Annotated in this window: 21 protein-coding genes and 1 riboswitch; of the genes, 10 read left to right on the forward strand and 11 right to left on the reverse strand. The window is 71.7% G+C overall.

Features of this window, described 5'->3' with window-relative positions; translation table 11 throughout:
- Positions 1-82: 82 nt before the first annotated feature.
- The 3 genes from BKD26_RS07565 to BKD26_RS07575 form a co-directional block, all read right to left on the reverse strand.
- The gene (locus tag BKD26_RS07565) at positions 83-448 is read right to left on the reverse strand and encodes an Rv2175c family DNA-binding protein (RefSeq protein ID WP_073752235.1); all 366 of its coding nucleotides are present in this window, start codon (positions 446-448) and stop codon (positions 83-85) included.
- 62 nt (positions 449-510) lie between these two features.
- On the reverse strand, positions 511-1,716 hold the full coding sequence (locus tag BKD26_RS07570) for an FAD-dependent oxidoreductase (RefSeq protein WP_107417802.1): 1,206 nt from the start codon (positions 1,714-1,716) through the stop codon (positions 511-513).
- A 57-nt stretch (positions 1,717-1,773) separates the two neighbouring features.
- The gene (locus BKD26_RS07575) at positions 1,774-2,115 is read right to left on the reverse strand and encodes a hypothetical protein (protein ID WP_084897053.1); all 342 of its coding nucleotides are present in this window, start codon (positions 2,113-2,115) and stop codon (positions 1,774-1,776) included.
- Positions 2,116-2,165: 50 nt separating this feature from the next.
- Positions 2,166-2,279, forward strand: a riboswitch (TPP riboswitch).
- Here BKD26_RS07575 and thiO point away from each other — a divergent pair.
- The 6 genes from thiO to BKD26_RS07605 all read left to right on the forward strand — a co-directional run bounded on the left by thiO (position 2,277) and on the right by BKD26_RS07605 (position 8,070).
- The gene (gene thiO, locus BKD26_RS07580) at positions 2,277-3,470 is read left to right on the forward strand and encodes a glycine oxidase ThiO (protein ID WP_084897054.1); all 1,194 of its coding nucleotides are present in this window, start codon (positions 2,277-2,279) and stop codon (positions 3,468-3,470) included. It overlaps the preceding riboswitch by 3 nt.
- The gene (thiS, locus tag BKD26_RS07585; protein WP_084897055.1) at positions 3,467-3,667 is read left to right on the forward strand and encodes a sulfur carrier protein ThiS; all 201 of its coding nucleotides are present in this window, start codon (positions 3,467-3,469) and stop codon (positions 3,665-3,667) included. Before thiO ends, thiS begins: the two co-directional genes overlap by 4 nt.
- 3 nt (positions 3,668-3,670) lie before the next feature.
- The gene (locus BKD26_RS07590; RefSeq protein WP_084897056.1) at positions 3,671-4,465 is read left to right on the forward strand and encodes a thiazole synthase; all 795 of its coding nucleotides are present in this window, start codon (positions 3,671-3,673) and stop codon (positions 4,463-4,465) included.
- 166 nt (positions 4,466-4,631) lie between these two features.
- On the forward strand, positions 4,632-6,560 hold the full coding sequence (gene pknB, locus BKD26_RS07595; RefSeq protein WP_179166458.1) for a Stk1 family PASTA domain-containing Ser/Thr kinase: 1,929 nt from the start codon (positions 4,632-4,634) through the stop codon (positions 6,558-6,560).
- Positions 6,561-6,566: 6 nt separating this feature from the next.
- Positions 6,567-7,415 carry a deoxyribonuclease IV gene (locus BKD26_RS07600; RefSeq protein ID WP_084897057.1) on the forward strand — a complete coding sequence of 283 codons (849 nt, stop codon included), beginning with the start codon at positions 6,567-6,569 and terminating at the stop codon, positions 7,413-7,415.
- A gap of 82 nt (positions 7,416-7,497) precedes the next feature.
- Positions 7,498-8,070, forward strand: coding sequence for a DUF4396 domain-containing protein (locus BKD26_RS07605; RefSeq protein WP_084897058.1), 573 nt, complete (start codon positions 7,498-7,500; stop codon positions 8,068-8,070).
- Between the two features lie 16 nt (positions 8,071-8,086).
- On the opposite strand, the gene BKD26_RS07610 is transcribed toward BKD26_RS07605, so the two are convergent.
- Positions 8,087-8,719, reverse strand: a complete 633-nt coding sequence (locus BKD26_RS07610; protein WP_084897059.1) for a sulfite oxidase-like oxidoreductase — start codon at positions 8,717-8,719, stop codon at positions 8,087-8,089.
- A gap of 157 nt (positions 8,720-8,876) precedes the next feature.
- Between BKD26_RS07610 and bfr the strand changes: the two genes are divergently transcribed.
- The gene (gene bfr / locus BKD26_RS07615) at positions 8,877-9,356 is read left to right on the forward strand and encodes a bacterioferritin (protein WP_084897060.1); all 480 of its coding nucleotides are present in this window, start codon (positions 8,877-8,879) and stop codon (positions 9,354-9,356) included.
- 11 nt (positions 9,357-9,367) lie between these two features.
- Here the strand turns inward: bfr and BKD26_RS07620 are convergent, their stop codons facing one another.
- Together BKD26_RS07620 and BKD26_RS07625 are read right to left on the reverse strand one after the other, a co-directional pair.
- On the reverse strand, positions 9,368-9,634 hold the full coding sequence (locus tag BKD26_RS07620; protein WP_084897061.1) for a (2Fe-2S)-binding protein: 267 nt from the start codon (positions 9,632-9,634) through the stop codon (positions 9,368-9,370).
- A gap of 177 nt (positions 9,635-9,811) precedes the next feature.
- Entirely contained in the window at positions 9,812-11,164 is a 1,353-nt protein-coding gene (locus BKD26_RS07625) for a 3-deoxy-7-phosphoheptulonate synthase class II (RefSeq protein WP_084897378.1), read from the reverse strand.
- Positions 11,165-11,447: 283 nt separating this feature from the next.
- Here BKD26_RS07625 and BKD26_RS07630 point away from each other — a divergent pair, with 283 nt between their 5' ends.
- Positions 11,448-13,319: an anthranilate synthase family protein gene (locus BKD26_RS07630; RefSeq protein WP_084897062.1), complete on the forward strand. Its 1,872-nt coding sequence runs from the start codon at positions 11,448-11,450 to the stop codon at positions 13,317-13,319.
- A 59-nt stretch (positions 13,320-13,378) separates the two neighbouring features.
- On the opposite strand, the gene BKD26_RS07635 is transcribed toward BKD26_RS07630, so the two are convergent.
- The 4 genes from BKD26_RS07635 to BKD26_RS07650 all read right to left on the reverse strand — a co-directional run bounded on the left by BKD26_RS07635 (position 13,379) and on the right by BKD26_RS07650 (position 17,171).
- Positions 13,379-14,407 (reverse strand): 6-phosphofructokinase, encoded by a 1,029-nt coding sequence (locus BKD26_RS07635; protein ID WP_084897063.1) that lies wholly within the window; start codon positions 14,405-14,407, stop codon positions 13,379-13,381.
- A gap of 112 nt (positions 14,408-14,519) precedes the next feature.
- A complete protein-coding gene (locus BKD26_RS07640; protein ID WP_084897064.1) occupies positions 14,520-15,191 on the reverse strand; it encodes a response regulator transcription factor in 672 nt (223 codons plus the stop codon).
- Positions 15,188-16,396, reverse strand: a complete 1,209-nt coding sequence (locus BKD26_RS07645; protein ID WP_084897065.1) for a DUF5931 domain-containing protein — start codon at positions 16,394-16,396, stop codon at positions 15,188-15,190. The genes BKD26_RS07640 and BKD26_RS07645 overlap by 4 nt, the downstream gene beginning before the upstream one ends.
- A 67-nt stretch (positions 16,397-16,463) precedes the next feature.
- Positions 16,464-17,171 (reverse strand): lysophospholipid acyltransferase family protein, encoded by a 708-nt coding sequence (locus BKD26_RS07650; protein WP_084897066.1) that lies wholly within the window; start codon positions 17,169-17,171, stop codon positions 16,464-16,466.
- Between the two features lie 224 nt (positions 17,172-17,395).
- Here BKD26_RS07650 and BKD26_RS07655 point away from each other — a divergent pair, with 224 nt between their 5' ends.
- Together BKD26_RS07655 and BKD26_RS07660 are read left to right on the forward strand one after the other, a co-directional pair.
- Entirely contained in the window at positions 17,396-18,202 is an 807-nt protein-coding gene (locus BKD26_RS07655) for an alpha/beta fold hydrolase (RefSeq protein ID WP_084897067.1), read from the forward strand.
- Entirely contained in the window at positions 18,195-18,755 is a 561-nt protein-coding gene (locus BKD26_RS07660; RefSeq protein ID WP_084897068.1) for a hypothetical protein, read from the forward strand. The genes BKD26_RS07655 and BKD26_RS07660 overlap by 8 nt, the downstream gene beginning before the upstream one ends.
- Before the next feature lie 99 nt (positions 18,756-18,854).
- Here the strand turns inward: BKD26_RS07660 and BKD26_RS07665 are convergent, their stop codons facing one another.
- Complete coding sequence (locus tag BKD26_RS07665) at positions 18,855-19,613, reverse strand: endonuclease/exonuclease/phosphatase family protein (RefSeq protein WP_084897069.1); 759 nt, start codon at positions 19,611-19,613, stop codon at positions 18,855-18,857.
- Positions 19,614-19,678: the final 65 nt, after the last annotated feature.

Here is a 19,678-nt window from a genome sequence, read left to right on the forward strand (position 1 = left end):
CGCGGGAGGGCTTCCCCCGGCCCGCACACCGCCTGGTGTCGGTGTTCCGCCCGGCGTACGCCGCCGGGCGCTTACCAGGACGTCAGACGGCGAGCGCCTGGGCGCGGCGCTTCACCTCCGTGCCGCGATTCTCGCTGAGCGCCTGCGCGGGCGTGCCCGGCAGGGTCGGGTCGGGGGTGAAGAGCCACTCCAGCATCTCTTCGTCGGTGAAGCCGTCGTCCTTCAGGAGCGTCAGGGTCCCGGCGAGACCCTTGACCACCTTGCCGTCCTTGATGAAGGCGGCAGGCACCTGGAGCGCCCGGTTCTCACCACGGCGCACGGCGATCAGCTGGCCCTCCTTGACCAGCTGCCGCACGCGCGTCACCTCGACATCGAGCATTTCCGCGATGTCGGGCAGGTGGAGCCAGGCGGGGACGAGAGCATCGATCTTTGCGTCAATCTCGGTCACGGGACTAGCGTGCCATCCCGCACTGACAGTCGGTAGCCGGGCTACGCCGGACCGGCCCCCCGCTACCCCCGAGCGGCGGACTTCAGTGGGACGGACGGGTCCGCGACGAGCCCCGGATCGAGCGGCGCACCGGACTCGATGAGCTTGCGCCCCTGCGCCAGGTCGCGGGGGCGGCCGATGGCCAGCAGCGCCACCAGGGCGTCCCCGCGCAGCCACGCCACCGACCAGGCCGCGCCGGCCGGGTCGCCGCGCCACACCATCGCGTCGGCGGCCGGGTGATGCCCCGCGTACTGCACGAACCGCCCGAACTGCTCGGACCAGAAGTACGGCACCGGGTCGTACGGCCGCGGAGCCTCGCCGACGATGGCGGCGGCCACCGTGCGCGGGCCCTGGAGGGCGTTGTCCCAGTGGTGCACCAGCAGTCGCTCGCCGTAGCGGGCCGAGGGGAAGGAGGCGCAGTCGCCCACGGCGTACACATCGGGCGCGGACGTGCGCAGGTGGTCGTCGGCGACGATCGCACCCTCCGGGCCGAGCGCGACGCCGGAGCCGGCCAGCCAGGCGGTGGCGGGCCTGGCACCGATCCCGACGACCACGGCCCCGGCGGGCAGCAGGCGCCCGTCCTCCAGGGCGACCTCGCCCGGTTCGACGTGCCCCACGCGCGCGTGCGTCAGGAGCTTGGCGCCGCTCTCCTCGTACCACTCGGCCATCGGGGCGGCGACCTCGGCGGGCAGCGCGCCGGCGAGCGGGCGGGCGGCGGCCTCCACGACGGTGACCGCGCAGCCGGCCTCCAGCGCGGCCGTGGTGAACTCGGCGCCGATCCAGCCGGCGCCGACGACCACCACGTCGTGCTTCTCCGCCAGGACGGGGCGCAGCCGCTCGGCGTCGTCGAGGGTGCGCAGCAGGTGGACACCGCGTACGCCCTCCGAGCCGGGCAGCGCGATGGGCTGGGCGCCGGTGGCGACGACCAGGACGTCGTACGGGACCGGCCCGGCCTCGGTGTCCACCTCGCGTGCGCCGGGGCGCAGGGCGGTGACCTCGACGCCCAGGCGCAGCTCGATGCCGAGCGCCTCGAAGTCCACGTCGAAGGCCGACCCCTCCGCCGTCCCCAGCAGCACCGCCTTGGACAACGGGGGCCTGTCGTACGGCTGGTGCGGCTCGGCCCCGATCAGCAGCACGGGGCCGGTGAAGCCCTGCTCGCGCAGCGCCACGGCCGTCTGCACACCCGCCATACCGGCGCCGACGATGACGACGCGCCGCTCTGCTTCCATCCGCTCGTTCACCCGCCCACCTTATTCAGCTGACCAAACGTCAGGAAGGGAGAGCCGTCAGGAAGGGAGTTGCTCCACCACACTGGTGCCACTGCCCTCCTGGGACTCCCATTCCCAGGTCTCCTCCAGCCGGACGCGCCCGTCGTCCAGTTCCACCACCGTGGAGACGCAGTGCCCCGACGCCGTCCGTCCGTCGCGCTTCAGCTGGACATACCGGAAGTCGAGACGATCTCCCGCACGGGTCCCGACGAGATGCCCGCGCACCACGTCACCGCCCGCGTACTCGGCCCAGACGCGGCCATCCTCCTCGTGGTACGTGAACCGGGTCGCCGTACCGACCTGACCGGGCGCCTGGTCGGCCACCGGGGAGAGGACCAGACCGTCGAGCGACCGCGCCACGGTGAAGCTCCCTTACTGCGGGTTGCGGGGTGGGGTTAGTCTGGCCACCGTAGAGCACTCGCGGGAGCCCGGACGCACTGGGCTGAGAGGGAGGCTGGGACGGCCTCCGACCGTACGAACCTGATCCGGGTCATGCCGGCGAAGGGAGGGGCTGGACGCCCATGCATCCACGTACGTCAGACGTCCTCGTCGTCGGGGGCGGAATCATCGGCCTGGTCACGGCCTGGCGGGCGGCGCAGCGCGGTCTGAGCGCCGCCGTCGTCGACCCCGAGCCGGGCGGCGGGGCCGCGCAGGTCGCGGCGGGCATGCTCGCCGCGGTCACCGAGCTCCACTACGGCGAGGAGACCCTCCTCGGGCTCAACCTGGAGTCGGCACGCCGCTATCCGGACTTCGTCGCCGAACTCCAGGAGGCGGCCGGAGGCGTGGCCGGCGGCATGGACGTCGGCTACCGCGCCTGCGGCACGCTCGCCGTCGCCCTGGACGCCGACGACCGCGCCCACCTGCGGGAGCTGCACGCGCTCCAGCACCGCTCGGGCCTGGAATCGGAGTGGCTGACCGGCCGCGAATGCCGCCGCCTGGAGCCCATGCTGGCGCCCGGCGTACGCGGCGGGCTGCGGGTGGACGGCGACCACCAGGTCGATCCGCGGCGCCTGGCGGCGGCTCTGGTGGCCGCGTGCGAGCGGGCCGGGGTGGTGGTCCACCGCGCCTGGGCGGAGCGGCTGGTGGTGGTACGGGACCGGGCGGGCGGGGTGCTCCTGAAGGACGGCACGGAGCTTGCCGCCGACCAGGTGGTCCTGGCGGCGGGCAGCCTGAGCGGCCGGTTCGGCGGCGTACCCGACGCGGTGCTGCCGCCGGTACGGCCGGTCAAGGGGCAGGTGCTGCGGCTGTCCGTGCCCCGCGCGTACGCGCCTTTCCTGAGCCGTACGGTCCGGGCGGTCGTGCGCGGCAGCCACGTGTACCTGGTGCCGCGCGAGAACGGCGAGCTGGTCGTCGGCGCGACGAGCGAGGAGCTGGGCTGGGACACCACGGTCACGGCGGGCGGGGTGTACGAGCTGCTGCGCGACGCGCACGAGCTGGTGCCCGGCATCACCGAGCTGCCCCTGACCGAGACCCGCGCGGGGCTGCGGCCCGCCTCCCCCGACAACGCGCCGCTGCTCGGCCCCACCGCGCTGCCCGGCCTGCACCTGGCGACGGGGCACTACCGCAACGGGGTGCTGCTGACACCCGTCACCGGGGACGTGATGGCCACCGTGCTGACCACCGGACAGCTCCCGGAGGAGGCCCGCGCCTTCACCCCGGCCCGTTTCCCCTCCCCCGCCCCCTCCCCGTCCCTCTCTCCGGTTGGAGTGTCATGAACGTCTCCGTCAACGGCGAGGCCCGACGGCTCGCCGGCCCGACCACTCTCGACGCCCTGGTCGCCACCCTCACCTCGGCACCGTCCGGGGTCGCCGCCGCCGTCAACGAGACCGTCGTCCCGCGCAGCCAGTGGTCCGGGACCCTCCTCGACGAGGGCGACCGGGTCGAGGTCCTCACCGCGGTCCAGGGGGGCTGAGCCATGGCCGACGACCGTCTCACCATCGCCGGGACCACCTTCGACTCCCGGCTGATCATGGGTACGGGCGGGGCGCCCAGCCTCGACGTACTGGAACGCTCCCTGGCCGCCAGCGGCACGGAGCTGACGACCGTGGCGATGCGCCGCCTCGACCCGACCGTGCGGGGCTCCGTCCTGTCCGTCCTCGACAGGCTCGGCATCCGGGTCCTGCCGAACACGGCCGGCTGCTTCACCGCGGGCGAGGCCGTGCTGACGGCCCGCCTCGCGCGGGAGGCGCTCGGTACGGACTGGATCAAGCTGGAGGTCGTCGCGGACGAGCGGACGCTGCTGCCCGACCCCATCGAGCTGCTCGACGCCGCCGAGACGCTGGTCGACGACGGTTTCACCGTCCTGCCGTACACCAACGACGACCCCGTGCTGGCGCGCAAGCTGGAGGACGTCGGCTGCGCGGCGGTCATGCCGCTGGGCTCGCCCATCGGCTCCGGCCTCGGCATCCGCAACCCGCACAACTTCCAGCTGATCGTGGAGCACGCGCGCGTGCCGGTGATCCTGGACGCGGGCGCGGGCACGGCGTCCGACGCGGCGCTGGCGATGGAGCTGGGGTGCGCGGCCGTGATGCTCGCGTCGGCGGTGACGCGGGCCCAGGAGCCGGTCCTGATGGCGGAGGCGATGCGCCACGCGGTGGAGGCGGGCCGCCTGGCCCACCGGGCGGGCCGCATCCCGCGCCGGCACTTCGCGGAGGCCTCGTCCCCGGTGGAGGGCCGGGCGGCGCTGGACCCGGAGCGGCCGGCGTTCTGACCGGCCGGCGTTCTCACCGGTCGGTGTTCTGACCGGCCGGCGTTCTCACCGGTCGGTGTTCTGACCGGCCGTGGGGCGCCGCCGGGTGTTACAGGTCGGCTGCAGTCCAGGCCGGGGCGGGTACGGGGCGGCGGGGCTGTCGGTGGGGGCTCGTAAACTCGGGCGGGTGGATACGACCCTGCACGACCCCCTCGTCGGCCAGCTGCTGGACGGCCGCTACCGGGTCGACGCGCGCATCGCCGTCGGTGGCATGGCCACCGTCTACCGGGCCCTCGACACCCGGCTCGACCGGGTGCTCGCCCTGAAGGTGATGCACCCGGCCCTCGCGACCGACGCGACGTTCGTGGAGCGGTTCATCCGCGAGGCCAAGTCCGTGGCGCGCCTGTCGCACCCCAATGTGGTCGGCGTCTTCGACCAGGGCGCCGACGGGGCGTACGTCTATCTGGCGATGGAGTACGTGGCCGGCTGCACGCTCCGCGACGTGCTGCGCGAGCGCGGCGCGCTCCAGCCCCGGGCGGCGCTCGACATCCTGGAGCCGGTGCTCGCCGCGCTGGGCGCCGCGCACCGGGCCGGGTTCGTCCACCGGGACATGAAGCCCGAGAACGTCCTGATAGGGGACGACGGCCGGGTCAAGGTCGCCGACTTCGGGCTCGTCCGGGCCGTCGGCGCGGCCACCAGCACCACCGGCTCGGTCCTGGGCACCGTGTCGTACCTGGCGCCCGAGCAGATCGAGCACGGCACCGCCGACACCCGCGCGGACGTGTACGCCTGCGGTGTCGTCCTGTACGAGATGCTGACCGGCGCCAAGCCGCACGCGGGCGACACGCCCGCCCAAGTCCTCTACCAGCATCTGAACGCGGACGTCCCGCCGCCCTCCGCCACCGTCCCCGGCCTCGCCGTCGACCTGGACGAGCTGGTGGCGAGCGCCACCGCCCGCAACCCCGACGTACGCCCGCCCGACGCGGTGGCGCTCCTCGCCCAGGCCCGTGAGGCCCGCGCCGCGCTCGGCGACGACCAGCTCGACCTCGTACCGCCGCAGGCCCGTACCGAAGGCGCCGGCGGGGGCTCGGAGGAACCCACCAGCGTGATCGCACGGGCGCTGCCCGGCGAGGAGGACGGCGTCCAGCGCACCAGCCGGCTGGCCATGCCCCCGCGGCCCGCTCCCGAGCCGGAGCCGCAGCCGCAGCCCCGCGCCCCCTTCGGCAACGCCCGTCGTGGCGTGATCGCCGCCGTGGTCGCCGTGCTGCTCGTCCTCGGCGTCGGCGCGGGTGTCTGGTACATCAACTCGGGGCAGTTCACCCGGGTCCCCACCGTGCTCGGCCAGACCCAGGCCCAGGCGGAGAAGCGGCTCGCCGACGCCGGCCTGGACGTCAAGGGCGTCGAGCGGGACTACAGCAGCGCGTACAAGCGGGGCACCGTGATGGCCGCCGACCCCGCGCCCGGCGAGCGCGTCCGCGGCAACGGACCGGTGACCCTCACCATCTCCCGCGGCCCGAAGATCGTGAAGGTGCCGAACCTGAAGGGCCTGCCCCTCGCCGACGCCAAGCGCGAACTCACCAAGGCCGGTCTCGCCTCCGGCGTGGTCACCCGGGCCTTCAGCCAGGAGTTCGAGCAAGGGACCGTGATCAGCACCGACCCGAAGGCCGGCACCGAGCGCAGCCCCGACTCCGCGGTCGCCCTCGTCGTCAGCAAGGGCGCCCCGATCGACGTCCCGGACGTCACCGGCGACACCGTCGAGGACGCCACCCGTACGCTGGAGGACGCCGGGCTCACCGTGAAGGTCGCCCCCGCGCGGGTCCACTCCACCGAGGAGGCGGGCAGCGTGGCCGCCCAGTCCCTCTCCCAGGGCAACCGGGCCGCCAAGGGCGACACGATCACGCTCACCGTCTCCAAGGGCCCCCGCATGGTCGACGTCCCCGACGTCACGGGCGACAACGTCGACGACGCCAAGCGGGAGCTGGAAGGCGCCGGCTTCGAGGTGAAGGTCGAGAAGAGCTTCCCCTTCCTCGGGGACACCGTGGAGAGCCAGTCCGTCAGCGGCGGTGACCAGGCCCCCGAGGGCAGCACCATCACCATCAAGACCAAGGGACTCTAAGAGCACATGCGCAACTTTGTCGGCGGCCATGTCCCCGTGGCCGGCGGCCTCGCGAAGACCGGCCTCACCTACGCCCGCGAGATCGGCGCCGAAGCCGTCCAGGTCTTCGTCGCCAATCCGCGCGGATGGGCCACGCCCGCCGGAAACCCGGTCCAGGACGAGCTGTTCCGCGAGGAGTGCGCCGTCGAGGGCATACCCGCGTACGTCCACGCCCCTTACCTGATCAACTTCGGCTCCCACACCGAGGCGACCGTCGAGTTCTCCGTGGCGTCCCTGCGCCACTCGTTGCGCCGCGCCCGCGACATCGGCGCCCTCGGCGTGGTGGTCCACACCGGCTCGGCGACCGGCGGCCGCCCCCGGGAGGAGGCTCTCGCGCAGGTACGCACGCACATGCTGCCGCTGCTGGACGAACTGACCCACGACGACGACCCGTTCCTGCTGCTGGAGTCGACGGCCGGGCAGGGCGCCTCGCTGTGCTCCCGCACCTGGGACTTCGGCCCGTACTTCGAGGCGCTCGACGCCCACCCCAAGCTTGGCATCTGCCTGGACACCTGCCACATCTTCGCGGCCGGGCACGACCTGGCCGGGGAGCACGGCGTACGGCAGACCTTGGACCTGCTGGTCGACACGGTCGGCGAGGGCCGGCTGAAGCTGATCCACGCCAACGACTCCAAGGACGTCGTGGGCGCCCACAAGGACCGTCACGCGAACATCGGCGCGGGTCACATCGGCGAGGAGCCGTTCCGCGAGCTGATGTGCCACCCGGCGACCGAGGGTGTCCCCCTGGTCATCGAGACGCCCGGCGGCAAGGAAGGACACGCGGCCGACATCGAGCGGCTGAAGAAACTCCGCTGAGACATTGAGGAATACCCCGGGGGGGTATACGGTTCTTGCTGTCGGCAGGAACCGCTACCGCCATATGACCTTGGGGGCTCTCATGCAGCACGAAAGTCACACCCAGCACGGCGAACATGCGCACCACGAGCACCACGGACACCAGCAGCACCACGAACCCGAGCCCACCGACCATGAGCACCACGAGCACCATCACCACCAGCACGCCACCAGCGGCAAGGTCAGCTGGTCCATGGCCGCTCAGGCCACCCTCCACTGCCTCACCGGCTGCGCCATCGGCGAGGTTCTCGGCATGGTCATCGGTACGGCCCTGGGCTGGTCCACCGTGCCCACGATGGCCCTCGCGATCGCCCTGGCCTTCTTCTTCGGCTACGCGCTCACTCTGCGCGGCATCCTCAAGGCCGGCGTCGACTTCAGGACCGCCTTCCGGGTGGCCCTCGCCGCCGACACGCTGTCCATCGCCGTCATGGAGCTGATCGACAACGGCGTCCTCGCCCTCTGGCCGGGCGCCATGGACGCACACCTCACCGACGGGTTCTTCTGGGGCGTGCTCGCCTTCGCCCTCTTCGCCGCCTTCATCATCACCACACCCGTCAACAAGTGGATGATCGGCCGCGGCAAGGGGCACGCGGTGGTGCACCAGTACCACCACTGAGTACCACCCAGGGGTATCAGAGCTCCGGGCCGTCCCCCGGCTCCTCCTGGTACGAGTACCTCTGCTCCGTCCACGGGTCGCCGATGTTGTGATAGCCGCGCTCCTCCCAGAAGCCGCGGCGATCGGCGGTCATGTACTCCACGCCCCGGACCCACTTGGGCCCCTTCCAGGCGTACAGGTGCGGCACGACGAGCCGCAGCGGGAAACCGTGCTCGGCGGTGAGCAGCTCACCGTCCTTGTGCGTGGCGAAAATCGTTCGCTCGGAGGCGAAGTCGGAGAGCCGCATGTTGGCACTGAACCCGTACTCGGCCCACACCATCACATGCGTGACATTGGCGGCCGGCGGCGCCATTTCCAGGATCGTACGGGCGGGGACCCCGCCCCATTCGGCCCCCAGCATGCTGTACTTCGTCACACAGTGCAGATCGGCCACGACCGTGGAGAACGGCAGCGCCGAGAACTCCTCGTGGTTCCAGCAGTGCTTGTCGCCGTTGGCGGTGGCCCCGAAGACCCGGAACTCCCAGCGGTCGGGCTTGAACTTGGGGACCGGCCCGTAGTGGGTGACCGGCCAGCCGCGCTGGAGCCGCTGTCCCGGTGGAAGCTCGGACTCCCCTGCTGCCCGGTATTCCCCGCTCCCTGGCTGACCCATGACTCAATGGTGACAGACCGGGAAGGGTGGTCATGACACAGGCACGAGGCAGATTCGGGCAACTCCTACTAAGCATGCACTTACTGGACGCTCCTCTCCAGCGGTGCAAGGATGCGCGGCATCTGCCCCTTTCACACGCGCGGAAGGAGCCTCTGCGATGCAGGGCGACCCCGAGGTCATCGAGTTCCTCAACGAGCAGCTGACCGCCGAGCTGACGGCGATCAACCAGTACTTCCTGCACGCGAAGATGCAGGAGAACTTCGGGTGGACGAAGCTTGCCAAATACACCCGTGCGGAGTCGTTCGACGAGATGAAGCACGCCGAGGTCCTGACCGACCGGATCCTCTTCCTCGAAGGGCTGCCGAACTACCAGCGGCTGTTCCACGTCCGCATCGGCCAGACGGTCACGGAGATGTTCCAGGCGGACCGGCAGGTCGAGGTGGAGGCGATCGACCGGCTCAGGCGCGGCATCGAGGTCATGCGCAACAAGGGCGACATCACGTCCGCGAACATCTTCGAGTCGATCCTGGCCGACGAGGAGCACCACATCGACTACCTCGACACACAGCTGGACCTGGTCGACAAGCTCGGTGAGGCGCTCTACCTCGCCCAGCTGATCGAGCAGCCGGACAGCTGAACCCGACAGCCCTAAGCGGCTTCGCGCAGCTCCACGGCGTCCACGGTGTCCACGGCTCCGGCGGCCGTGAGCGCGGGCTTGCCCTGGTCCACCAGCTCGCGCCGCGGGCAGTTGCCGCGGCCGAGGATCGCCTGGATGCGCCGTACGCAGGATCCGCAGTCCGTGCCGGCCTTGCAGGCCGACGCTATCTGGCGGGGCGTGCAGGCGCCGGCGTCCGCGTGTTCCTTGACCTGCTTCTCGGTGACACCGAAGCACGAGCAGACGTACACGCGGTTCACCTCCCTGCGGGGATCGACGGGATCGGTTACGAGGACCCCGCCCTTAATCGGTGAGGCTAACCTAACCTTACCCGTAGCCCACGGCGCACAAAAGCCCGGGAAATGGCGATGGGGCGCGGATCACATGGATCCGCGCCCCATCGGCACGTCAAGGCTGTATTCAGCCAAGATCAACGGTCACTGGTCGCGGTACATCTCCGCCACCAGGAACGCCAGGTCCAGCGACTGGCTGCGGTTGAGCCGCGGGTCGCAGGCCGTCTCGTAGCGCTGGTGCAGGTCGTCGACGAAGATCTCGTCGCCGCCGCCCACGCACTCGGTGACGTCGTCGCCGGTCAGCTCCACGTGGATGCCGCCCGGGTGCGTACCGAGCTCCTTGTGGACCTCGAAGAAGCCCTTGACCTCGTCGAGCACGTCGTCGAAACGGCGCGTCTTGTGGCCGGAGGCCGCCTCGAAGGTGTTGCCGTGCATCGGGTCGGTCACCCAGGCCACCGTGGCACCGGACGCGGTGACCTTCTCGACCAGCTCGGGGAGCTTGTCGCGGACCTTGTCGGCACCCATGCGGACGATGAAGGTCAGCCGGCCCGGCTCCCGGTCGGGGTCGAGGCGGTCGACGTACGTCAGCGCCTCGTCGACCGTGGTCGACGGGCCGAGCTTGATGCCGATCGGGTTGCGGATCTGCGACGCGAACTCGATGTGCGCGCCGTCGAGCTGGCGGGTGCGCTCACCGATCCACACCATGTGGCCCGAGGTGTCGTACAGCCGGCCCGTCCGGGAGTCGACGCGGGTCAGCGCCGACTCGTAGTCCAGCAGCAGCGCCTCGTGCGAGGCGTAGAACTCGACCGTGCGGAACTCGGCCGGGTCGGTGCCACACGCCTTCATGAAGTTCAGCGCGTTGTCGATCTCCCGCGCCAGCTGCTCGTAGCGCTGGCCCGACGGCGACGACTTCACGAAGTCCTGGTTCCAGGCGTGCACCTGGCGCAGGTCGGCGTAGCCGCCGGTGGTGAAGGCGCGCACCAGGTTCAGCGTCGAGGCCGACGCCTGGTACATGCGCTTGAGCCGCTCCGGGTCCGGGACGCGCGCCTCTTCGGTGAAGGCGAAGCCATTGACGGAGTCGCCTCGGTACGTCGGCAGCGTCACGCCGTCGCGCGTCTCGGTCGGCTTGGAGCGCGGCTTGGAGTACTGGCCCGCGATCCGCCCCACCTTCACGACGGGGACGGAGGCGGCGTACGTCAGCACGGCACCCATCTGGAGCAGGGTCTTGAGCTTGTTACGGATGTGGTCGGCCGACACGGCGTCGAAGGCCTCGGCGCAGTCGCCACCCTGGAGCAGGAACGCCTCGCCCCTGGCGACGGCTCCCATCCGGGCGCGCAGCTGATCGCACTCGCCCGCGAAGACGAGCGGCGGATACGACTCGAGGTCCGCGATCACATCGCGCAGAGCCTCGGCATCGGGGTACTCGGGCTGCTGCGCCGCGGGAAGGTCTCGCCAGGTGTTGCCACCGCTTGCGGTGGACTTAGCGTTCACGGTCACCTGCACAACCTTACGGGGTCTTCCCATACGTCCATCTGGCCGCTCACCTGATGAGACAACGAATCTTGAAGGTTCTGGGGTTTCGTGCGGTAGGGTGCGGCCCATGTCCGCGCTTTCGACCCAGAACTGGTGGTGGACCGCTCATCCGGCGGCCCACTGACTGCGCGTACACCGACAACACGCGAAGACAGACGCGAAGGCCGCCCGAGGGGCGGCCTTCTTCCGTTTCATACGGGCCGTTCCTCCCCACCTGGACATCCGTCCACCTGGAAGGAACACATCGATGGACCTCACCCGGCTGCTCGACGACTCCTGCCCGCCCTTCGCCCTGCTGCGCCGCCGCACCCCCGGTCGTGCCCACGACACCGTCGAGGTACTGATCGGCGCCGTGCACGAGGCCGGGCGCCTGGCCGAGATCCCCGTCGGGGACCGGCCCTCCCTCGCCCTGGTGCCGTTCCGGCAGCTGCGCGAGCGGGGCTTCGACGTGCGGGACGACGGCACGCCGCTGTCCGTGCTGGTCGCCGACGAGGCGTACGAGATGCCGCTCGCCGCGGCGCTGGAGCAGCTCCCCTCGCACGATGTGACGGTCGAGGAGGGCGCCTTCGACGTGTCCGACGAGGAGTACGCGGGGACCGTGCGCCGCGTCATCGAGGACGAGATCGGGCGCGGCGAGGGGGCGAACTTCGTCATCCGCCGTACGTACACGGGCATGATCCCCGGGTTCGGGCGGCGTGACGCGCTGGCGCTGTTCCGGCGGCTGCTGGCCGGGGAGCGGGGGGCGTACTGGACCTTCGTCGTGCACACCGGGGAGCGCACGCTGGTCGGGGCGAGCCCCGAGGTGCACGTGCGCTCGGCCGGCGGGACGGTCGTGATGAACCCGATCAGCGGGACGTACCGCTATCCGGCCGGCGGGCCGACGCCCGAGGACCTGCTGACGTTTCTCGCCGACCGGAAGGAGACCGACGAGCTCTCCATGGTGGTGGACGAGGAGCTGAAGATGATGTGCACGGTCGGCGACATGGGCGGGGTGGTGGTCGGGCCGCGGCTCAAGGAGATGGCGCACCTCGCGCACACCGAGTACGAGCTGCGGGGCCGTTCCTCGCTGGACGTACGGGAGGTGCTGCGCGAGACGATGTTCGCGGCGACCGTCACCGGGTCGCCCGTCCAGAACGCCTGCCGGGTCATCGAGCGCCACGAGACCGGGGGCCGCGGCTACTACGCGGGCGCCCTGGCGCTCCTCGGTACGGACGCGGGCGGGGCGCAGACCCTGGACTCGCCGATCCTGATCCGTACCGCCGACATCTCGGCCGCCGGTGAGCTGCGCGTCCCGGTCGGCGCCACGCTGGTGCGGCACTCGGATCCGGCGGGCGAGGTCGCCGAGACGCACGCCAAGGCGGCGGGCGTCCTGGCGGCGCTGGGGGTACGCCCCGGGCGGCCGCGCGAGGAGGCCGTACGGCCCCGGCTGGCCGACGATCCGCGCGTACGGGCGGCCCTGGACGCGCGCCGGGCGGACCTGGCGCCGTTCTGGCTGCGGATGCAGGAGCCGACCGCCGAGCTGACAGGGCACGCCCTAGTGGTCGACGGCGAGGACACGTTCACCGCGATGCTCGCGCATCTGCTCCGCTCCTCGGGCCTGGCGGTCACGGTCCGGAGGTTCGACGAGCCGGGGCTGCGGGAGGCGGCGCTCGCGCACGAGGGCCCGGTGGTGCTGGGGCCCGGCCCCGGTGACCCCGGAGACCTGACCGACCCGAAGATGTGCTCGCTGCGGGCGCTGGCCACCGATCTCGTACGCGGCCATCGTCACGGGCTGCTGGGCGTGTGCCTCGGCCACGAGCTGATCGCCGCCGAGCTGGGCCTGCCGATCGTGCGCAAGGCGGTGCCCTTCCAGGGCGCACAGGTGCGGATCGACCTCTTCGGTACGGAGGAGACGGTCGGGTTCTACAACAGTTTCACGGCCCGGTGCGACGAGGAGGCGGCCACCGAGCTGGCGGCGCACGGCGTCGAGGTGAGCCGCGACACCGCGACGGACGAGGTGCACGCGCTGCGCGGGCCGGGCTTCGCGGGCGTGCAGTTCCATCCCGAGTCGGTGCTGACGCTGCGTGGCGTGGCGGTCGTCCGGGACCTGGTGCGGGCGCTGGACGTCACCCGCAGGTGAAGGGGCCGGGCTTACGGGCCGGGAGCCACACGCACCCGGCCCGGGGCACGAGGGTGGGCTCAGCCGAAGAAGACCCCGACCTCCTCGTACAGCTTCGGGTCCACCGTCTTCAGCCGCGCGGTCGCCTCGCCGATCGGTACGCGGACGATGTCCGTGCCGCGCAGGGCGACCATCGTGCCGAAGTCGCCGTCGCGCACCGCGTCGATCGCGTGCAGCCCGAACCGGGTGGCCAGCCAGCGGTCGAAGGCGCTGGGGGTGCCGCCGCGCTGGACGTGGCCGAGGACGGTGGTGCGGGCCTCCTTCCCGGTCCGCTTCTCGATCTCCTTGGCGAGCCACTCGCCGACCCCCGAGAGCCGGACATGGCCGAAGGAGTCCAGCGTCTGGTCCTTGAGGACCATGTCGCCGTCCCTCGGCACCGCTCCCTCGGCGACGACGACGATCGGCGCGTACGACGCCCGGAAGCGGGAGGTCACCCAGGAGCAGACCTGCTCGACGTCGAAGCGCTGCTCGGGGATGAGGATGACGTTGGCGCCGCCGGCGAGGCCCGAGTGCAGGGCTATCCAGCCGGCGTGACGCCCCATCACCTCCACGACGAGGACGCGCATATGGGACTCGGCGGTGGTGTGGAGGCGGTCGATGGCCTCGGTCGCGATGCCGACCGCCGTGTCGAAGCCGAAGGTGTAATCGGTGGCGGACAGGTCGTTGTCGATGGTCTTCGGTACGCCGACGCACGGGATGCCGTACTCGTCGCACAGGCGCGCGGCGACGCCGAGGGTGTCCTCGCCGCCGATCGTGATCAGCGCTTCCACGTCGTGCTTGGCGAGGGTGTCCTTGATGCGGCGGACACCGTCCTTCACCTTGAGGGGGTTGGTGCGCGAGGAGCCGAGGATGGTGCCGCCGCGCGGCAGGATGCCGCGCACGGCGGGGATGTCGAGGCGTACGGTGTCGCCCTCCAGGGGGCCGCGCCAGCCGTCCCGGAAGCCGGTGAAGGCGTAGCCGTACTCCTGGACGCCCTTGCGGACGATGGCGCGGATGACCGCGTTGAGACCGGGGCAGTCGCCGCCCCCGGTCAGTACTCCGACCCGCATGGATACTTCCCTTCGCCGTCACGGAGACGTACACGGCCACGCTAATGGTGACCTACGTCACTCCGGGACGGTACGAAAGGTGAATTCCAGGCAGGCGTAGGAGAGTTACGCGCTACGCGTCGTCGAGGCCGCGTTCTATCGCGTACCGCACCAGCTCGACGCGGTTGTGGAGCTGGAGCTTGCCGAGCGTGTTCTGGACGTGGTTCTGGACGGTGCGGTGCGAGATGACCAGGCGCTCGGCGATCTGCTTGTAGCTCAGGCCCTTGGCGACCAGCCGCAGCACCTCGGTCTCGCGCTCGGTGAGCTGCGGGGCCTTCGGCTCGTCCGCGCCGGCGGCGGGCAGCGGCTCGGAGGCCAGGCGCCGGTACTCGCCGAGGACCAGGCCCGCCAGGCCCGGTGTGAAGACCGGGTCGCCGACGGCCGTCCGGCGCACGGCGTCGAGCAGCTCATCGGTGCTGGCCGACTTCAGCAGGTACCCGGTCGCGCCGGACTTCACCGCTTCCAGTACGTCGGCGTGCTCGCCGCTCGCGGAGAGCACCAGCACCCGCAGTGCGGGGTTGGCGGCGACGAGCTCCTTGCAGACCTGGACGCCGGGCTTGGCCGGCAGGTTCAGGTCGAGGACCAGCACGTCGGGGCGGGTGGCCTGGGCGCGGCGCACGGCCTGCTCGCCGTCGCCGGCCGTGGCGACCACGTCGAACCCGGCCTCGGCCAGGTCGCGGGCGACCGCGTCCCGCCACATCGGGTGGTCGTCGACCACCATCACCTTGATCTGCTGCTCGCTCATTTCCCTGCCTTCCCCCGTGAAACCCTTGGGACCTTCAATTCGACTTCCGTGCCCTGCCCCGGGACGGAGACCAGCTCGGCGGTGCCGCCCAGGTCCCGGAGCCTGCCCCGGATGGACTGCGCGACGCCGAGCCGCCCTTCGCCCTCCGCCTGCGCGAGCCGCCCCTCCGGGATGCCCGGCCCGTCGTCCCGCACCGTGACGATCACCTCGTCCGGCCAGTCCTCGACCAGGATCCACGCCCGGGCACCGTCGCCTGCGTGTCTGCGGACATTGTCCAGGGCGGCACTGACAGCGGCCGCGAGCTCCCTCGCCGCGTCGGGCGCCAGCAGCACCGGAGCGCCCGGTTCCGAGAAGGTGACCCGGGCCCCGGCGTGCGGGGCGAGCAGGGTGCGCAGGTCGGCCGGGCCGTCGTCGTCCGGTTCGTCCACCTCGCGGACGACGGCGCCCAGCGACTCGTCCTCCGAGACGCGCGAGGTACGGGTCAGGCCGCCCGCGACCAGGGTGCGCAGCGCGACCTCCTGCTCCCCCGCCATCCGGCCGAGCTCGGCGGCCTCGCCGCCCAGGGCCGTGCCCCGGCGCTGGACCATGGCCAGCACCTGGAGGACGGAGTCGTGGATGTCGCGGGCCAGCCGCTCCCGCTCCCGGGTGGCCGCCTCGATCTCCAGGGCCCGCGCGAGGGTCCGTTCGGAGGCGCGGGCGACCTCGACGACGTAACCGATCGCTATGGAGGCGACCCACACCAGCAGCACATTGTGCAGGGTGTCCCGGCTGGGGTGGCCGCGCTCGACGATATTGGCGACGGCGACCAGGGAGGAGGCGAAGGCGGCCCAGCGCCAGCCGCCCTTGATGGCGTACGCGAGGACCGAACCGGCCGTCCAGATGCTCGGCAGCGTCGGCCCGTCGAACGTCTGGGCGTGCACGTCGGCGACCGGGGTGAGCAGGATGCCGGTGAGCGCGACGGTCAGGTCGGCGACGAGGAACCGCTTGGTGCAGCTGGTGGCGCCGGCCACCTTGGGGAGCGTGGCCAGCGTCCAGACGGACATGACGGCGAGGAAGGCGACGGCCACCCAGGGGCGCTCGAACTCGTCCCGGGTGAAGACGAACAGGACCACCGCGTACGCCATGGTGAGGACGCGGTAGGCGGTCAGAGCGCGCCACAGCGGCTGCTCGACGGACATGCGGACGACACGCTCGCGCCTGGCCAACTCCCCCACCCCCGGACGAACGGCGCGCTTACGCGCCGGACTGTTCGCGCTCGGCCTTCGCCGCTTCCTACGCGGCCTCCTTGGCAGCCTCCTTGGCCGCCTTCTCCGCGTCGGCGAGCTGCCGCTTGGCCGCGGTCGCGTAGATGTCGACGTACTCCTGGCCGGACAGCTTCATGATCTCGTACATCACCTCGTCGGTGACCGAGCGCAGGATGAAGCGGTCGCCGTCCATGCCCTGGTAGCGGCTGAAGTCCAGGGGCTTGCCGATCCGGATCCCCGGGCGCATCAGCTTGGGGATGACCTTGCCGGGCGGCTGGATCTTCTCGGTGTCGATCATGGCGACCGGGATGACGGGCGCGCCGGTGGCCAGCGCCACGCGCGCGAGGCCACCGGGCTTGCCCCGGTAGAGCCGGCCGTCCGGCGAACGGGTGCCCTCCGGGTAGATGCCGAAGAGCTCACCGCGCTCGATGACCTCGATACCGCTCTTGATCGCGGCCTCGCCGGCGCCGCGCGCACCCGAGCGGTCCACGGGCAGCTGGCCGACGCCCTTGAAGAACGCGGCGGTGAGCTTGCCCTTCACACCGGGCGAGGTGAAGTACTCCGCCTTGGCGATGAAGGTCACCTTGCGGTCCAGGACCGCCGGCAGGAAGAAGGAGTCGGAGAAGGAGAGGTGGTTGCTCGCGAGGATCGCCGGCCCCTCGGCGGGAATGTTCTCGAGGCCCTCCACCCAGGGCCTGAAGGCAAGCTTCAGCGACCCCCCGATGGAGAACTTCATTGCGCCGTAGATCAACTCGAATGCCTCCTGTGTTCCGTCGATCAGACCTTAACCCGAGCGGGGCCCCCGATCCCGCCCACGGCCGTGCGGGGCTCTCCCGGGCCGTGCGGGGCTCCCCCGTGGCCGTGCGGGGGCGGCGACGGCTCTGGTCGGTGTCAGTCCGGTCGCGTACGGTGAAGTACACCTTTCCCGAGAACCGTCGAACCCCCGAACAGGAGACCCCGGTGCCGGTCCTCCCTGGAGCCGAGCCGTACCGCCACGAGGGCGGAGAGGTCGGCGTGCTGCTCTGTCACGGCTTCACCGGTTCGCCGCAGTCACTGCGGCCCTGGGCCGAACATCTGGCCGAGCGCGGCCTGACCGTGTCGCTGCCGCTGCTTCCCGGGCACGGCACGCGCTGGCAGGACATGCAGGTCACCAGCTGGCAGGACTGGTACGCCGAGGTGGAGCGTGAGCTGCGCACGCTGCTGGAGCGGTGCCGCCACGTCTTCGTCTTCGGCCTGTCCATGGGCGGCGCCCTGACGCTGCGGCTCGCCGCCAAGCACGGGGACGCCGTGGCCGGCATCGTCCTGGTGAACCCGGCGAACAAGGTCCACGGTCTCGCCGCCCACGCGCTGCCCGTGGTGCGCCACCTCGTCCCGTCGCAGCCGGGCATCGCGAGCGACATCGCCAAGGAGGGCGTGGCGGAGATCGGCTACGACCGGGTGCCGCTGCACGCCGCGCACTCGCTGCGGCAGTTCCTCCGGATCGTGGACCGCGAGCTCCCGCAGGTCACGCAGCCGGTGCTGCTGCTGCACAGCCCGCAGGACCATGTCGTACCGCCCGCCGACTCGGCGCGGATCCTCAGCCGGATCTCCTCCACGGACGTCAAGGAGATCCTGCTGGAACAGAGCTACCACGTGGCGACGTTGGACCATGACGCGGAGCGGATCTTCGAGGAGAGTCACGCGTTCGTCGGGCGGCTCGCTCCGAGTGTGGGCACGACGGGGTCCCCCATGCCGGAGGCCCGGGGAGGGAGCACGACCGGTGGCTGAACAGCACGACTCGGACAAAAGAGACGAGCAGCCGTTCGACGAGGAGGCAGCCTGGGCGGCGATCGTCGCCGGGTACGGCGAGGAGCCGGCGGACCCACCGGGCGCCAAGCCGTTCAAGTCCATCGAGGACCTGGCCCTGCTGGAGGACGACGTCAACGACGTACCGGAAAGCACCTCGGCGGAGCCCGCGAAGCCGGACAAGCCGCTCGGCAGCTCCGTGGTGTTCGCCCCGGGCGTCGGCACGGGCGGCCCGCGCGACTACGAGGTGGCCGAGCCGAAGGACGACGACCTCGACGACACCGACGAGGGCCATTTCGTACCGCCGGAGCCGCCGCCGCTGCCGGAGGCCGACGCGACCGCCAAGTTCGCCTGGCTCGGGGTCATCGGCGGCCCGGTCCTGATGCTGGTCGCCGTGATACTGCGGTGGGACATGACCTGGTGGCTCACGACGCTGTGCATCGGCGGCTTCCTGGGCGGCTTCGCCACCCTGGTGGCCCGGATGCGCGGCGACGACGAGGACGACGACGACCCGGGCCGCGGGGCGGTCGTCTGATCTTCACGGCCGCCCTCGCACGGCTCGGCGCCGGGGCGCCTCCCCGGCTTCGGACGGCTGCGCCGGACTCCGTCCGGCGACGGCCGTCTCCCGCCGGGGTCACTGGGCCGGAACGCGGAGCGCCGCGAGCACCGGAAGGTGGTCCGTGGCCGCCCTGAGGTCCGCGTCGTCCAGGCCCGGCAGGTCCTGCGGGCGCGGGACGCCGCAGCCCAGCACCTCGATCCCCTTGGTGGCGAAGACCGCGTCGATCCGCTGATGCGGATCCCCGGGGGTCGAGGTGTGCTCGCCGCCCCAGGGCCGTACGGTCCAGCAGTCCTGCAGCTCGGCCGCCAGCCGCCGGAACGAGCGCCCGTCGGGCCGCTCGTTGATGTCACCGGCCGCGATCGCGTGCGGCACGTCGAGGGCGGCCAGCCGGTCGAGGAGCATCCCGGCCTGGGCGTACCGCTCGCGGGCCTGCAGGCTCAGGTGGCAGCTGAGCAGGCCGAGCCGGGCGCCCCCGATCCGTACGACCGCGGTCGCGAAGCCGCGCCGGTGCAGGCCGGGGGTGAGCGGCAGCAGCACGTCCTCCGTGCGCTCGGCGGTCACCCGCAGCGAGCACAGCAGCAGCGGCCCGGACGCGGTCGCGCCACCGCTCAGCGTCACCAGCTCACTCTTCGCGGCCAGCCGCGCCGCGTGCTTGCGCCAGCGGAAGAAGCGGGGCGCCTCCTGGACGAAGACGAGGTCGGGCGCGCAGGCCCGGATCACGCGCGCCAGCGCGTCCTCGTCGTCCCGCATGGAGCGGATGTTGTAGCTGAGCACCCGGATCACGGCCGAACCGTCCGGCTCGGTGCGCGAGTTGGGCAGTTCGGCGATCGGCATACGAGCACGATATGACGGTGCCCGCCGCATCCGGGCGAGGACGCGGCGGGCACCGTTCACACATA

The sequence above is a fragment of the Streptomyces sp. CB03238 genome (assembly GCF_002099185.1).
GTDB lineage: Bacteria > Actinomycetota > Actinomycetes > Streptomycetales > Streptomycetaceae > Streptomyces.

Coding starts and splice junctions, on each gene's coding strand:
- BKD26_RS07570 (WP_107417802.1), bottom strand. CDS start 1,716: ATGGAAGCAGAGCGGCGCGTCGTCATCGTCGGCGCCGGTATGGCGGGT.
- BKD26_RS07610 (WP_084897059.1), bottom strand. CDS start 8,719: ATGGGTCAGCCAGGGAGCGGGGAATACCGGGCAGCAGGGGAGTCCGAG.
- BKD26_RS07630 (WP_084897062.1), top strand. CDS start 11,448: ATGGACCTCACCCGGCTGCTCGACGACTCCTGCCCGCCCTTCGCCCTG.
- BKD26_RS07635 (WP_084897063.1), bottom strand. CDS start 14,407: ATGCGGGTCGGAGTACTGACCGGGGGCGGCGACTGCCCCGGTCTCAAC.
- thiO (WP_084897054.1), top strand. CDS start 2,277: ATGCATCCACGTACGTCAGACGTCCTCGTCGTCGGGGGCGGAATCATC.
- BKD26_RS07600 (WP_084897057.1), top strand. CDS start 6,567: ATGCGCAACTTTGTCGGCGGCCATGTCCCCGTGGCCGGCGGCCTCGCG.
- BKD26_RS07640 (WP_084897064.1), bottom strand. CDS start 15,191: ATGAGCGAGCAGCAGATCAAGGTGATGGTGGTCGACGACCACCCGATG.
- BKD26_RS07605 (WP_084897058.1), top strand. CDS start 7,498: ATGCAGCACGAAAGTCACACCCAGCACGGCGAACATGCGCACCACGAG.
- BKD26_RS07590 (WP_084897056.1), top strand. CDS start 3,671: ATGGCCGACGACCGTCTCACCATCGCCGGGACCACCTTCGACTCCCGG.
- BKD26_RS07650 (WP_084897066.1), bottom strand. CDS start 17,171: ATGAAGTTCTCCATCGGGGGGTCGCTGAAGCTTGCCTTCAGGCCCTGG.
- thiS (WP_084897055.1), top strand. CDS start 3,467: ATGAACGTCTCCGTCAACGGCGAGGCCCGACGGCTCGCCGGCCCGACC.
- bfr (WP_084897060.1), top strand. CDS start 8,877: ATGCAGGGCGACCCCGAGGTCATCGAGTTCCTCAACGAGCAGCTGACC.
- BKD26_RS07665 (WP_084897069.1), bottom strand. CDS start 19,613: ATGCCGATCGCCGAACTGCCCAACTCGCGCACCGAGCCGGACGGTTCG.